The following is a 13,537-nucleotide window of genomic DNA, read 5'->3' on the forward strand; positions in this document are numbered from 1 at the left end:
CCTGTTCTACGTGGCGCCCTCGAGCGGGTGTAGCCCTCTGGTTTAGGGGGCGGCGCCGAGCTCGACGAGGAGGACGCCCCCCATGATGAGCGCGATGCCCGTGGCCATGAGAACGGTGAAGGGTTCCTTGAAGAGGAGGGCGCTCGCGACCGCGGTGATCGCGACGCCCGCAGCCGCCCAGACGCCGTAGGCGATACCGAGGGGCATACCCGCGCCGAGCGAGAGCGAGAGCAGCGAGAACGCCGAGACGTAGCCGGCCGCGACGACCGCATACCAGCCCCGGCGGCGTCGGGTGCTCCCCTCACTCTCCATCGAGTCGCCGCCGCCGACGGCCGCGCGGAGCGAGAGCGTCGCGGTCACCTCGGTCAGGATCGCTCCGGCGAGGAAGAGCCAGGCCGTCACGAGCGCGCCCGCTTCCGCTCGGTGGCGCGCTGCGACCCGAGTTCGACGCAGAGGACGCCGACGATGATGAGCGCGAGTCCGGCGAGCATGACGGGCGTGAGGGGTTCCCCGAAGAGGACTGCGGCGAGCAGAGCGGTCGCCGCCACGCCGAGTGCCCCCCAGATCCCATAGGCGACTCCGAGCGGGATGCCCGCGCGGAGGACGAGGCCGAGGAGGGCGAACGAGGCGACGTATCCGACCACGACGACGACGTAGAACGCGGGCGCGTCGAGCGCTGCTTTGAGGGAGAGGGACGCCGTCACCTCGACGGCGATCGCGGCGGCGAGAAGCAACCAGGCGGACACTCTTCCTCCGATGGGTGATCGGGGCGCGCGTCGCCCCGATCGGCACGTTAGCACCGGCGCTCACCGACGGCCGACGCGAGGATCGGCGACAGGGGTCTTGCGATCGCCGAATCCGGTCGGAGACGCCAGGATGGAGTCATGAGAGCGATCGTCGTCGGGGCCGGCGCCTGGGGTCTTCCCGCAGCCGCAGAACTGCAGGCGCGTGGACACGACGTCACGCTCGTCGACCGCTACGGCGTCGGTAATACGTTCGCGTCGTCATCCGGTCCGACCCGACTGTGGCGGTTCGCCGACCCCGATCCCGTGAAGGTGCGGCTCATGCGGCGCGGGCTCGCTGCGATGGAGCGGCTCGAACAGCGCTCCGGGCGTCGCGTCTTCGTGCGTCGGGGGCTCCTCTGGCGGGACGACGCCGGACTCGACCGCCTCGCGGGAACCCTCGCCGACGAGAGCGTCGAGCACACCCTCGTGGACGCCGCCGACGTCGAACGGTTCTTCCCCGGGCTGCGCCCCGACGGTCGCGGCGCGGTGTGGACTCCGGACGGCGGCTCGGTGCTCGCCGCCGAGTCGCTCATCGCTCAGGCCGCCCTGTTCGATGCGTACGGGGGGATCACCGTCTTCGGGAGGGTCGTCGTGGCCGTCGAGCGCTCGGGTCCCCGTCCGCGGGTCGTCCTCGCCGACGGCGGCGTCCTCGAAGGCGACGTCGTCGTGCTCGCACCGGGGCCGGGGGCCTCCGCGCTCCTCGGCGGGCTCGGCGTCGATCTCCCCCTCCTCCCCGTCCTCGAACAGGTCGTGCACGTCGGGGACCCGGCGGCTCCTCATCTCACCGACGACCTGCCCGGCCTCGTCGACGCCCCGCGGGGTGAGGAACCCGGGATCTATGCGATGCCGACCCCGGGCGTCGGGTACAAGATCGGCATCGATGACGCGATCCGCGACTGGTACGATGGCGACCTCGACCGGACGCCGAGCGCGTCGCGGACGCGGGAGACGATCGATCGGGTGGTGCGCGATCTCCCGGGTATCGCCCCGAACGTGATCGACGCCGCCGTCTGTTCGTGGACCGCGTCGCCCGACGGACGGTTCGTCGTCGACGCACTCGACGGGGCAGTCGTGCTCGCGTGTGGCGACTCCGGCTCGGGCTTCAAGTTCTCCGCGGTCATGGGGCTCGTCCTCGCCGATCTCGTGGAGGGCCGGGAACCGGACGCCGACGTCGCGTCACTCGGGCTCGCGCGCTTCGCGGGAGCGCCGCCCCGAGCCGTTCCGCGTAGCCTCTTCGACGTGTGACCGCGGCCGCGGGATCGGGGAGGGGCGTCAGGGGGCGAGCGGTGTGATGGTCTTCGTCTCGCCGTCCCAGAACCGCGCTGCCGTGAGTGTGCCGTCTGCCGGGAAGCCGAGCACCCCGTGAGCGAGGCCCACCTGCTGAGCCGTCATCCGACGGGCGAGTGTGACGTGGGGTGTCCAGGCCCCCGGGGAGCTCGTCGGGACGGGATCGTCCGCCGTCTCGAGGATCGCGGCGTGCAGCGCGAGCAACTCGGCGGTCACGACGAGGCTGCGGACGAGCACGAAACGCCCACGGCCGGCCGGAAACGTCGACAGGGCGCTGAAGCGTAGGGGGAGTGGCAGTTTCGCGAAGGCGACGCGGGGGACATCACCGGCGTCGAGTCGCGTCCCCGCGGCGAGTGTCACGTGGGGTGCGTTGCTCGCTGCGGCGTGCGACGCGAGACTCGGGAGACCGTGCTCGGCGAGGAGGGACCATTCCGCGCGCACCGCCGCGTCGGTCGTCGGGTCGAGGGTCAGTTCGATGCTGCGCACCCCGCCATTCTCCCCTCCCGCGATGGGAATGCCGGCGGCCCCCCGTAGTGTTTCCCTCCATGAAGCGGTAAACTTGAGTCACTTGGACTCAACTTCAATCAAGGAGAAACGAGACACATGCAACCGGGCCAGCAGCCTCCCCAGGAGGAGCAGAAGAGCGCCCTCGAGCAGTTCGGCGTGAACCTCACCGAGGTCGCCCGCAACGGCAAGCTCGACCCCGTGATCGGTCGCGACGCCGAGATCCGTCGAGTGAGCCAGGTGCTCACGCGGCGCACCAAGAACAACCCCGTGCTCATCGGAGAGCCGGGCGTCGGCAAGACCGCCGTCGTCGAGGGCCTCGCCCAGCGCATCGTCGCGGGCGACGTCGCCGAATCGCTCAAGGGCAAGGAGATCGTCGCGCTCGACATGGCGGCCCTCGTCGCCGGAGCGATGTACCGCGGCCAGTTCGAGGAGCGGCTGAAGTCCGTCCTCAAAGAGATCAACGAGGCTGAGGGCCGCATCATCACGTTCGTCGACGAGCTCCACATCCTCATGGGCGCCGGAGCCGGCGAGGGGTCCGTCGCGGCCTCCAACATGCTGAAGCCGATGCTCGCGCGCGGCGAACTCCGGCTCATCGGCGCGACGACCCTCGACGAGTACCGCGAGTATGTGGAGAAGGACGCCGCCATGGAGCGGCGCTTCCAGCAGGTGTTCGTCGGGGAGCCGAGCGTCGAGGACAGCGTCGCGATCCTCCGCGGTCTGAAGGAGCGCTATGAGGCCCACCACAAGGTCGCCATCGCCGACTCCGCTCTCGTGGCCGCCGCGGCGCTCTCGAGTCGCTACATCCCGGCACGGCAGCTGCCCGACAAGGCGATCGACCTCATCGACGAGGCGGCGAGCCGGCTCCGCATGGAGATCGACTCGGCCCCGGTCGAGATCGACCAGTTGCGCCGCAGCGTCGACCGGTTGAAGCTCGAGGAGCTCGCGCTCAAGCGCGAGAAGGACGAGGCGTCCAAGGAGCGGCTGGCGAAGCTGCGTGACGACCTCGCCGAGCGCGAGGCCGAGCTCGCGGGCTTGCAGGCCCGCTGGGAGGAGGAGCGTGCGTCGCTCAACAGGCTCGGTGATCTGAAGACGCGGCTCGACGAGGCCAAGGTCCGGCTCGATCGCGCGATGCGCGACGGCGACTACCAGAAGGCGTCCCGCATCGAGTACGAAGAGGTCCGACCGACGCAAGCGGCCATCATCGAGGCCGAGCGTGCAGAGGCCGAGCCATCCGGCGACCGGATGGTCGGCGACCAGGTCACCGAGAGTGATATCGCCGAGGTCGTCGCGGCGTGGACCGGGATTCCGGTCGGCCGGTTGCTCCAAGGCGAGACGGAGAAGCTCCTTCACCTCGAGGTGGAGCTCGGCAAGCGGCTCATCGGTCAGAAGCGCGCGGTCCGGTCGGTCGCCGACGCGGTGCGCCGGTCTCGCGCGGGGATCTCGGATCCGAACCGCCCGACGGGATCCTTCCTCTTCCTCGGCCCGACGGGCGTCGGGAAGACGGAGCTCGCGAAGGCGCTCGCCGAGCAGCTCTTCGACGATGAGAAGGCCATGATCCGAATCGACATGTCCGAGTACGGCGAGAAGCACTCGGTATCGCGTCTCGTGGGGTCGCCCCCCGGCTACGTCGGGTACGAGCAGGGCGGCCAACTGACCGAGGCCGTGCGGCGCCGCCCCTACTCCGTCATCCTGTTCGACGAGGTCGAGAAGGCGCACCCGGAGGTGTTCGACATCCTGCTGCAGGTGCTCGACGACGGACGCCTGACGGACGGCCAGGGCCGCACCGTCGACTTCCGTAACACGATCCTCATCCTCACGTCGAACCTCGGCTCGCACGTGCTCGTCGATCCGACGATCCCCTTCGAGCAGAAGGAGGCGACCGTGCAGGGTCTCGTGCGTCAGGCGTTCAAGCCGGAGTTCGTGAACCGGCTCGATGACATCGTCGTCTTCCAGGCCCTGTCGCAGGAGGAACTCGGCCAGATCGTGGAGCTCTACATCGACCGTATGCAGGGCCGACTCGCCGAGCGTCGGCTGGAACTCGCCGTCACGCCCGACGCGCGAGCGTGGCTCGCGGAGCGCGGGTACGATCCGATCTACGGGGCGCGTCCGCTGCGCCGGCTCATGCAGAGCGAGATCGACGACCGGCTCGCGACCGCGATCCTCGACGGCAGCGTCCGGGACGGCGACACGGTCCGGGTCGACCTCGATCCGGCGGCGGACGTCTTGACGGTGAAGGCGCTCGTGCCCCACGCCGCCTGACCCCAATCGACCCACAGGAAATCCCCTCTGTGCACACGGTTTCGTGCACAGAGGGGATTTTTCGTGGCCCTAGGCCGTGTCGCTAAATGTTGTTGCGCGGCGCGCGGGTGGTTCTTGAGGTGTGTCGCGAGATGTCGTTACGGACGAGGTCTGGGAGCTGATCCAGGACGTGTCCGCGCGCGTTTGAGCAGGCGAGCGCGGACCGGAGGGTTCGGTGCCCTAGGGTCGCGATATGCGGATCGTCACCTCAGGGACCCACGCGAGCGGAAAGAGCACATTGGTTGCGGATTTCGCGCTTCGTCACCCGGAATTCGCTGTGTTGCCCGATCCGTTCGATCTTGTGGATGAGATGTGGGACAGCCCGAGCGCCGCCTCGTTCGCCGCGCAGCTTCGGGTCTCGGCCGACCGACTCGATCCACTCGAGTCGCCCGAGAACCTCATCGCCGAGCGTGGCCCCATCGACTTTCTCGCGTATCTGCTGGCTCTCGAGGAGCTGACGGGAGCATCCAGCTCCCGTCAGCTCCTCGAGCGCTCGACAGAGATCACTCGAGAGGCGCTGAGCCACGTCGACCTGCTTGTGGTGCTGCCACTCACCGCGATCGACCCCATCGAGGCCTGCATCGACGAGCACTTGGAGCTCCGAAACACGATGAACGACATCCTGCTCGATCTCCTCGGCGACTCCGACCTCATCGGCCAGCGCCCGAAGATCGCCGAGATCACGGGCGACCGGGACCGCCGACTGACAGCTCTCGAGGCTCTGGCCATTCAGAAGACCGACTGACCGCTCGCAGTAGGATCCGCGAGTTGAGCACACTCACGCCGATCGGACCTCGAAGCTATGGGCCGTGATACTAAATCCATTGCAAGGCTGCGGAGAGGCAGAGCCCGGCCGCGTATGAGCAGGCGGTTTTGTCGTACCGGGACGCGAGCCCCGCGCCACTGCTTGATGAAGCTGAAGCACCGTTCGATGACGTTGCGGCCCTTGTAGCGTTCCTGCTGCTCGTCGCTGAAGTCGATCGGGCGGCCCGGCTTCTTCCGACGCTTCTCGATCTGGTCGTCGCGCTCGGGGATCGTGGCCTCGATGCCGCGCTCGCGCAGCCACGCCCGGTTCCTCTTCGACGGGTAGCCCTTGTCCGCGAGCACCCGGTCCGGCCTCGTACGCGCAGGTCCCCGGCCGGGGACGTGGATCTCGTCGAGTACCTCAGTGAGCATGCTCGTGTCCGCGACCTGCCCTCCGGTGAGAACGAACGCCAGCGGCCGAGTTTGCCCGTCGCAGACAAGATGGATCTTCGTCGTCAGACCGCCCCGTGACCGGCCGATCGCGTGGTCAGGAGGCTCGGGCCCGGATTTCTTGTAGTTCGACGGAGCCCCCTGTGTCGCGGGGCAGGATCGCGCCGTGCTGGTGGACGCGCGCGATCGAGGAGTCCAGCGATACGACCCAGTCGATCTCGCCTGCGAGCGACGCCCGCTTCTGCACGTGGCTGAGCAGATCCTCCCAGATCCCGTCGACCGCCCAGCGACGGAAGTTCTTGTAGATCGTGTTCCAGCTCCCGAACCGCTCAGGCAGGTCACGCCACGCCGATCCCGTCCGGAACCGCCACGCCGTCGCCTCGACCACCGTGCACCGATCCACGGGCGGGCGACCCCGCGTCCTCGCCGGCGGGAACACGTCCTGGATCAGCTCCCAGACCTCGTCCGTAATGACATCTCGCGACACACCTCAAGAATCACCCGCGCGCCCCGCAACAGCATTCAGCAACACGGCCTAGTGGTGCGCCGGTGCCGAGGCCCCCTCGGTCGCGGGCGCCGAGCGCACGAAGAACGCGCCGACGATGCCGAGCGAGGAGATGATCGCGCCGTAGAGGAACGCGGTGTGGACTCCGCCCGCCGTCGCGTGCAGGGGGCTCGCGCCGTCGGCGAGGAGTGCCGTGGTGCCGACGGTCATGACCGAGACGAAGAGGGTCGTGCCCGCCGCGCCCGCCAGTTGCTGGACCGTGCCGACGATCGCGCTGCCGTGCGAGTACAGCTTCGGCACGACGGCCCCGAGCCCGGATGTGAAGAGCGGCGTGAAGGTGAGCGCGAGGCCCGCGGAGAGCGCGACGTGCACGGCGAGGACGACCCACGCCGGGGTCGATTCCGTCGCGCCGAACGCGAGTGCCCACAGGGCGACGGCGACGATGATCGTGCCGGGCACGAGCAACGGACGTGCGCCCACCCTGTCGTAGGCGCGACCGACGAACGGAGCTGCGAGGCCCATGAGAAGGCCGCCGGGCAGGAGGAGGAGTCCCGCTTGTACCGGTGCGAGCCCGAGGACGGACTGGAGGTAGATCGGTATGAGGATGAGGGTCCCGAACAGCGCCATCATCATGACCGCCATGAGCAGAACCGTGACCGAGAAGGTGCGGGACCGGAACGTGCGGAGATCGAGCAGGGCGCGGTCGGTGCGCTGGAGCTGCAACTGCCGACCGATGAACAGCGCGAGGCCGAGGCCGCCGACGACGAAGGGGACCCAGACGGGCATGAGCGCGGTTCCGCTCGCGCCTTCGCCGAGCGAGCTGAGCGCGTAGACGACGCCGCCGAAGCCCACGACCGAGAGGATCACGGACAGGACGTCGATCCGCGACTCGGTGTGCTCGCCGACGTTCTTCATCCGACTGAGGCCCAGCACGAGGGACGCGAGGGCGATCGGGAGCACGAGCCAGAAGATGAACCGCCAATCGAGGTAGTTCAGAATGACGCCCGAGATGGTCGGGCCCACCGCAGGGGCGACCGAGATGACGATGGAGATGTTGCCCATCATCCGTCCCCGGTTGGCCGGGGGCACGAGCGTCATGACGGTGGTCATGAGCAGCGGCATCATGACGGCGGTGCCGCTCGCCTGGATGACCCGGCCGAGAAGGAGGACCTCGAACGACGGTGCGAGGGCCGCCGCGAGCGTGCCGAGGCTGAACAACGTCATGGCCGTGCCGAAGAGCGTGCGCGTCGTGAACCGCTGAATGAGGAATCCCGTGATCGGGATGATGACGGCCATCGTGAGGAGGAACGCCGTCGTGAGCCACTGGCCGACGTGCGCCTCGATGTTGAGGTCGGCCATGAGCACGGGGAGGGCGACGCCCATGACTGTCTCGTTGAGGATGACGACGAACGCCGAGACGAGCAGGAGGGTGATGACGGAGCGATCACGGGCGGAGAGCGTGCCGACGGCGTCCGCGGGTCTGGGGGAGAGAGTGGTCTGGTCGGTCATGGGGAGCCTCGAGTCGTCGTCGTGTCGCGCAACCCGACGGGTGGTCGTCCCGCGGGTGCCGCTTCGGTGCTGCAGAGTCGTCGCGTCGATCGGGTGGAGCCCGTGCGCATACGACAGCAGAACCGGCGGAAGTGCTCCGTCATTCCCGATCGGATCGGATTGGATCGGAGCCGCGCCGTCTTCTCAGTATGGCCGTTCGGATCACGATGCGCCGTGGCCGTCCTCAGGTTTCATCCGTCGGAAACCTGCCGGACCGCTCGGCTCACTCGTCGACGAGGACGATGTCCTCGAAAGCGTTGCGACTGCGCGGTGCCGTCTCCCGTGATCGCAGGACCTCCGACTGGAGGGCGTCGGGGGAGCCGACGGGGCCGACGGCCGTGACGGTCACGGGCACGAAGCGCTCCTCCAGCGAGAACGCGCGGCGGACGGCGTCGACGTCGAACCCGCCCATCGTGTGGGTGTGCAGGCCACTCTTCTGAGCCTGCAGGGTGAAGGTCGCGGCGGCTTGACCGAGGTCGTACTCGGCCCAGCGGAGCGGAGTGCCCTCGGCCGTCTCGACTTCCGCGACGTTCACGACCAACGCCGCGGCGGTCGAGGCCCACGCGGCGTTGAATCCGAGCAGGTTCTCGGAGATGCGGCGGTAGGTGTCGCTTCCACGCCGCCCGACGATGAAGCGCCAGGGCTGCGTGTTGTTGGCGGACGCAGCCCATCGGGCCGCCTCGAGGGCGGCGACGAGCGCGGTCTCGTCGAGCGCGCTCTCGGTGTCGAAGGAGCGCGGGCTCCAACGACCCGCGATCACGTCGCTGATGGGTACGCGCGTTTCGGCGAGGCGGTCGGGGGATGTCGTGGTGGTGCTCACGGTCGGGTCTTCCTGTCGATGCGAAGGGACCGGACTCCGTCGTCCTTCACTCCTCAACGCCCGATCCCCGCATTTCTATTCCAAAGTATGGAAAAGAGTGCTGATCCTCGCGGGGACCGTGTCGTCCTGAAGACTCGTCACGTCGCCGAGTGCACGGCCGTCCGCGATGTCGGCGAGCAGACGCCTCATGATCTTCCCCGACCGGGTCTTCGGGAGATCGGGGACGACGAGGATCGAGCGCGGCTTCGCCACGGGACCGATGACCTCGGCGACGTGGGCACGGAGGGGCTCTGCCAATTCCTCGGAGAGCGACCGCCAATACTCGGGATCGTGAGAGCGATCGGCGTCGCGCGCGGAGGGGATGACGAAGGCCGCGACGGCCTGGCCGGTGACCGCGTCGGCGATGCCCACGACCCCGGCCTCGGCGACGCCCGGGTGGGAGACGAGGGCCGATTCGATCTCGATGGTCGACAAGCGGTGCCCCGACACGTTCATGACGTCGTCGACGCGGCCGAGGACCCAGATGTCGCCATCGGCGTCCCACTTGGCACCGTCGCCGGAGAAGAAGAAGCCGTGCTCCCAGAACCGGGTCCAGTACGCGTCGCGGTAGCGCTCCGGGTCGCCCCAGACGGTGCGCGCGAGCGAGGGCCCCGGGAGGTCGACGACGAGATAACCCCCGGAGCCGAAAGGAACGGTCGAGCCCTCGTCGTCGACGATGCGCGCCCCGAGACCCGGGAGGGCTCGGGTCGCCGACCCGGGCTTGAGCGTCGAGACTCCGGGCAGCGGCGCGATCACGGCGGCCCCGGTCTCGGACTGCCACCAGGTGTCGACGATGGGTGCTGAGCCCGCGCCGATCGCGTCGCGGAACCAGATCCACGCCTCCGGGTTGATGGCTTCACCGACCGAACCGAGGAGGCGGATGCTCGAGAGGTCGTACTGCTCCGGGACGCCGTCGGGGAACCATGAGCTCAAGGTGCGCACGAGGGTAGGCGCGGTGTAGTAGGTCGTGACTCCGTAGCGCTCGATGATCTCGAAGTGCCGACCGGGGTGGGGGGTCTGCGGGGTGCCCTCGTAGATCACCTGGGTGACGCCGTTCGAGAGCGGGCCGTAGATCTCGTAGGTGTGGGCGGTGACCCAGGCGAGGTCGGCCGTGCACCAGTGCACGTCGTCCGGCTTGACGTCGAAGACCGCCCAGTGTGTGAACGACGCTTGTGTGAGGTAGCCGCCCGACGTGTGCACGAGTCCCTTCGGACGACCCGTGGTCCCCGACGTGTAGATGATGAAGAGGGGCGTCTCCGCGTCGAAGTACTCGGCGTCGTGCTCGCCGGATGCGGAATCGACGGCGTCGTGCCACCATACGTCTCGCCCCTCCGTCCAGGGGATGTCGGGAGTCTCGGCACCGGTGCGCCGCACCACGAGGACATGCTCGATCGCGGGTGCGTCGGCCACGGCGCGATCGGCGTTCTGCTTGACGGCGACGGCCGCACCCCGGCGGAACTGGCCGTCGGTCGTGATGAGCAGTTTGGCCCCCGTGTCGTGGACCCGGAACGCGAGCGCCTCGGCCGAGAACCCGCCGAAGACGAGCGAGTGGATCGCGCCGATGCGCGCGATGGCGAGCGTCGCGATGACGGTTTCGGGGATGACCGGCAAATACACCACGACCCGGTCTCCGCGACCGATCCCGAGGGCCGTGAGGGCGTTCGCCGCCTTCTTCACCTCGCGCTCGAGTTCGGCGTAGGTGATGCGTCGACGATCACCCGGCTCGCCCTCGAAGTGCAGCGCGACTTTCTCCCCCCGGCCGGCGGCGACGTGCCGGTCGACGCAATTGACGGCGACGTTGAGGGTGCCGCCGGAGAACCACTCGGTCCGCGGGACGCTCAGGGATCCGTCGGCACGACGTCGAACGGGCTCCCACACGTGCGCAGTGTGCCACGGGGTGTGCCACTCGAGGCGGCGCGCCTGCTCCTCCCAGAACGCGACCGGATCGGCGGCTGCCCGGGCGTACCAGGAGCCGTCGACGTTCGCCTCCCGCGAGATGGCGGTGGGAGGCGGGAACTCCCGCCTCTCGTCGAGCAGGTTCGCGATCGTGGGTTCCGAGGAGGTCGCGTTCGTCACGTTCTCAACGCTATGCGCTCACGGGACGCGTGGTCCGCCCGGACGACACGTCGCGTAACAGCGGCACCCGCCGTCCCTGTGGACGACGGGTGCCGTTGTCGTGCCCGAGCGCGATCAGGCCTGACGCGGCTCCGGGTCGATGTCCGGATCCGTGTGCGTCTCGACGTCGGGACCCTCGAGCGAACCGTCGTCTGTGGAGTGCTCGACGGCCGGTCCGGGCCTCGCGGGTTCGTGCGGTTCGGCGTCCTCGGCACCCGGGGTCGACTGGTCGAGGCTCGCGGCCGCGATGGGGTCGTTCACCGCGGCGTCGTGCATGTCGGTGTGGTCCGTCGTCTGCTCCGTGGACCGGCTCTCGTAGACGGGCGTGCCACCGTCGCCGTCTTCGCCGATGTGCTCGCTCAGTCCGCCCGAGCCGCCCAGGTGCTCGCCCGGGCCTTTTTCGGCGTCCTCGACGCGCTTGGCCGCCCACTCCTCTTTCGCCCCGTCCATGATGGGGGCGTCTTGCGTGTCCTCGTGGGATGTGTCGGGAGCCATGTGGTCCTCCTCGTGTCGGGTCGAGACCGATCTCGACTCCGCCCAGGCTACGAAGAGGTCGCCCGGCGGACCAGGCGGTTGACGACGAGCGGCGACCGTGACAGGTGCGCGCGCTCGCCGTCTCCGCCCGAGGTCACGAGGTGAGCGCGCCTCCGTCGGCGGAGTCGTCCAGGTCGATCTCCTCGCCGGACAAATCGTTCTCCGCGTATCCCGGCTCGGGTTCTCGAGGAGCCCCGCCCGTCGGGCCGTCGTTCCCATCACCGGCCCCGGGGAGGACCGTCTCTCCGGCGGCTGCGTCCGTGGCGACCGTCTGGATCGCGTGCTCACGGAGCAGCTCGTCGTCGGGGTCGCGGTGCTCCCCTCCGGTCGAGGTGTCGGGGTTCGTGGTGTCGTTCGTCATGGGTCTCCTTCTTCTCTCGAGTATCGGCGGCTGGTCAGGCCGGGGTGTCGGGCCCGGTCGCCCAGCGCAGCACGGCCGCAGGCGTGCGGACGTCGGCGCGCTCGGCGTCCGCGGGCTCCGGGCCGCCGCCCTCAGCCTCGTAGCTCTCGGCCCGCAGCCGGTCGTCATCGCGCGGTCGCGCGTCGTCGGTGAGGAAGACGACGCGCGCGTCGGTGAGGAGCGCCGCCCGCGCGAGAGCGAGGTCCGCGGGGACGGTCGCGATCACGGTCGCGTCGAACGCCTCCTCCGGTGCCGTCGCGACCCACGGGGCCGCGTCGAGCGCGAGCAGGGTCGCGTCGGCGTCCGACGGACCTCCGAGGAGCAGGATCTCGACCTGCGACTGCTGCAACGCGGCGACGACCTCGCCGACTCCCGACGCCGCGGTCCGGCTGCCCGGCCCGCCTGCTCGCAGCAGATCGAGGGCCGACGCGCGCTCGCGCTCGACGTGGCTGTCGATGAGGCGGTCGATCTCCGCCTCGAGCGCCTCGTTCGACGAACCCTCCGGAGCGCTGTTCGCCACGACCGTCGAGGTGAGCGAGGCGGCGGGCTCGGTCAACTCGCCGTGCAGTTTCTGGACGGCGCGGACGTCGCCGGCCACGACGACGAAGCCTGGCGAGTGCTCCGCGACGAGCTTCTCGACCTGCGCCGCGACGTCCGCCTCGTTCTGGCGCCACACCTCTTCCGTGTGGCGCTGATAGCGCAAGTGCGCCCAGCCGCCGGACGGCACCTTGTGCACGGCGTCATCCCGCCCCTCGAGGTGCTGTTCCGTGAGGGCGTCCACGCGCGCCGTCCGCCGCAACGAGACGGTTGCCGCGTCGCGCTGCACCTCGGCGACGACGAAGAGGACGTCGGCGGGCCGATGCCGAAGGAGAGGGGTGACGTCGGGCACGGGGCCGAAGGACACCCGCTCCGGGACGACGGGGTCGCCAGAGAGTACCTCGTCCACGAGGACCGCACCGTCGCGTACGACGAGGAAGCGGGAGACCGGGCTCGGTGCTCCCGTCGTGGTCGACAGGACTCGCTCGACGGTCTCGAGATCGGCATGCGGGGCGCCGCGGTCCTCCAACCGTGCCGCGAGGCCCCGGGCCCGCAGTTCGGCGAAGCGGCCGGGGTTCTCCTGGTCGCCCGACGCGTCCGCGTACACGACCGAAACGGGCCCCGTCGAGTGGAGCAGGGCGCCGACATCGAGCATGTCGGTGCCGCCGGCGGTGTCCGTCATCGCTCCTCCTCCTCGTCCACGTCGTCGTCCGTCTCGACCGGCGAGCGATGGACGATGGGGTCCTCGGCGTCGACGAACCCCCCGTCCATGCCCGACGCCTCCTGGACGTCGGTGTCGTCGGTGTCGTCGGGGAGCGGTTCCGTCTGGCGGAACTCCTCGACGTGGCTCGGACCGTGACCCTGCACGATGCTCTGCGTCTCGTGCTTCATCTCCTCGTCGAGCCGGGCACTATGGGTCGTGTTGCCTCGTTCGCTCATCGTGCACCTCCATCGGATCGGTGCCCGGC

The 13,537-nt window shown here is 69.4% G+C and carries 13 protein-coding genes and 1 pseudogene; 3 read left to right on the forward strand and 11 right to left on the reverse strand.

Features of this window, described 5'->3' with window-relative positions; genetic code table 11:
• Positions 1 to 42: 42 nt before the first annotated feature.
• Together ELQ92_RS03390 and ELQ92_RS03395 are read right to left on the reverse strand one after the other, a co-directional pair.
• On the reverse strand, positions 43 to 402 hold the full coding sequence (locus ELQ92_RS03390) for a DMT family transporter (RefSeq protein ID WP_128497547.1): 360 nt from the start codon (positions 400 to 402) through the stop codon (positions 43 to 45).
• Positions 399 to 746, reverse strand: a complete 348-nt coding sequence (locus ELQ92_RS03395) for a DMT family transporter (RefSeq protein WP_128497548.1) — start codon at positions 744 to 746, stop codon at positions 399 to 401. Before ELQ92_RS03395 ends, ELQ92_RS03390 begins: the two co-directional genes overlap by 4 nt.
• A gap of 138 nt (positions 747 to 884) precedes the next feature.
• Here ELQ92_RS03395 and ELQ92_RS03400 point away from each other — a divergent pair, with 138 nt between their 5' ends.
• Positions 885 to 2,030, forward strand: a complete 1,146-nt coding sequence (locus ELQ92_RS03400; protein ID WP_128497549.1) for an NAD(P)/FAD-dependent oxidoreductase — start codon at positions 885 to 887, stop codon at positions 2,028 to 2,030.
• Positions 2,031 to 2,057: 27 nt separating this feature from the next.
• On the opposite strand, the gene ELQ92_RS03405 is transcribed toward ELQ92_RS03400, so the two are convergent.
• Positions 2,058 to 2,558, reverse strand: a complete 501-nt coding sequence (locus ELQ92_RS03405; RefSeq protein WP_128497550.1) for a 2'-5' RNA ligase family protein — start codon at positions 2,556 to 2,558, stop codon at positions 2,058 to 2,060.
• A 117-nt stretch (positions 2,559 to 2,675) separates the two neighbouring features.
• On the opposite strand from ELQ92_RS03405, the gene ELQ92_RS03410 reads away from it, so the two are divergent.
• On the forward strand, positions 2,676 to 4,838 hold the full coding sequence (locus ELQ92_RS03410) for an ATP-dependent Clp protease ATP-binding subunit (protein WP_128497551.1): 2,163 nt from the start codon (positions 2,676 to 2,678) through the stop codon (positions 4,836 to 4,838).
• Positions 4,839 to 5,187: 349 nt separating this feature from the next.
• Positions 5,188 to 5,622 (forward strand): hypothetical protein, encoded by a 435-nt coding sequence (locus ELQ92_RS03415; RefSeq protein ID WP_243694846.1) that lies wholly within the window; start codon positions 5,188 to 5,190, stop codon positions 5,620 to 5,622.
• A gap of 70 nt (positions 5,623 to 5,692) precedes the next feature.
• On the opposite strand, the pseudogene ELQ92_RS03420 reads toward ELQ92_RS03415, so the two are convergent.
• The 8 genes and pseudogenes from ELQ92_RS03420 to ELQ92_RS03455 all read right to left on the reverse strand — a co-directional run bounded on the left by ELQ92_RS03420 (position 5,693) and on the right by ELQ92_RS03455 (position 13,508).
• A pseudogene (locus tag ELQ92_RS03420) lies at positions 5,693 to 6,558 on the reverse strand (IS5 family transposase).
• Between the two features lie 48 nt (positions 6,559 to 6,606).
• Positions 6,607 to 8,085, reverse strand: a complete 1,479-nt coding sequence (locus ELQ92_RS03425) for an MDR family MFS transporter (RefSeq protein ID WP_128497553.1) — start codon at positions 8,083 to 8,085, stop codon at positions 6,607 to 6,609.
• 262 nt (positions 8,086 to 8,347) lie between these two features.
• Positions 8,348 to 8,944 carry a nitroreductase family protein gene (locus ELQ92_RS03430; protein WP_128497554.1) on the reverse strand — a complete coding sequence of 199 codons (597 nt, stop codon included), beginning with the start codon at positions 8,942 to 8,944 and terminating at the stop codon, positions 8,348 to 8,350.
• 75 nt (positions 8,945 to 9,019) lie between these two features.
• Positions 9,020 to 11,059 (reverse strand): acetate--CoA ligase, encoded by a 2,040-nt coding sequence (gene acs / locus ELQ92_RS03435; RefSeq protein ID WP_424979613.1) that lies wholly within the window; start codon positions 11,057 to 11,059, stop codon positions 9,020 to 9,022.
• Positions 11,060 to 11,173: 114 nt separating this feature from the next.
• Complete coding sequence (locus tag ELQ92_RS03440; RefSeq protein ID WP_128497555.1) at positions 11,174 to 11,593, reverse strand: hypothetical protein; 420 nt, start codon at positions 11,591 to 11,593, stop codon at positions 11,174 to 11,176.
• 133 nt (positions 11,594 to 11,726) lie between these two features.
• Positions 11,727 to 11,993: a hypothetical protein gene (locus tag ELQ92_RS03445; RefSeq protein WP_128497556.1), complete on the reverse strand. Its 267-nt coding sequence runs from the start codon at positions 11,991 to 11,993 to the stop codon at positions 11,727 to 11,729.
• A gap of 34 nt (positions 11,994 to 12,027) precedes the next feature.
• Positions 12,028 to 13,251: a baeRF2 domain-containing protein gene (locus tag ELQ92_RS03450; RefSeq protein ID WP_128497557.1), complete on the reverse strand. Its 1,224-nt coding sequence runs from the start codon at positions 13,249 to 13,251 to the stop codon at positions 12,028 to 12,030.
• A complete protein-coding gene (locus ELQ92_RS03455; RefSeq protein WP_128497558.1) occupies positions 13,248 to 13,508 on the reverse strand; it encodes a hypothetical protein in 261 nt (86 codons plus the stop codon). The genes ELQ92_RS03450 and ELQ92_RS03455 overlap by 4 nt, the downstream gene beginning before the upstream one ends.
• Between the last annotated feature and the right edge of the window lie 29 nt (positions 13,509 to 13,537).

This window comes from Labedella populi, from assembly GCF_004078655.1.
GTDB classification, from domain to species: domain Bacteria; phylum Actinomycetota; class Actinomycetes; order Actinomycetales; family Microbacteriaceae; genus Labedella; species Labedella populi.